This window comes from Pseudomonas sp. RIT-562, from assembly GCF_026241895.1.
In the GTDB taxonomy this organism is placed as follows: domain Bacteria; phylum Pseudomonadota; class Gammaproteobacteria; order Pseudomonadales; family Pseudomonadaceae; genus Aquipseudomonas; species Aquipseudomonas mandelii_F.
The window spans coordinates 1-318 of sequence record NZ_JAPJIV010000080.1 but is presented as its reverse complement, the minus strand read 5'-3'; the positions used below and the strand labels follow the sequence as shown (position 1 = coordinate 318).

Here is a 318-nt window from a genome sequence, read left to right as displayed (position 1 = left end):
CACCAGCAGTCACCACCATTACCGATTCGATCGATGCCACTGCTGTCACGTTGACTGCAGGCTCGACTGTTGTTGAAGGCGGCGCGATTACCTACACCGCTACTTTGACCAACCCTGCTGGTACTCCGGTAACCGTGACCTTGAGCAATGGCTCGGTCATTACTATTGGTGCGGGCCAGACCACTGGCAGCGTTGTGGTCGATACCCCGGCTAATGACGTTTATGTAAATGGCAGTACGGTTAGCACCACGATTACTGGCGCTACTGGCGGTAACTTTGAAAATCTGGTGCCTTCGACTACACCAGCAGTCACCACCA

General features: G+C 54.1%; 1 protein-coding gene. It reads left to right on the top strand.

The window, feature by feature from the left end:
• Window positions 1-318 (top strand): immunoglobulin-like domain-containing protein (locus ORL50_RS28835; protein WP_323055292.1); only part of this gene is annotated, 318 nt, incomplete at both ends.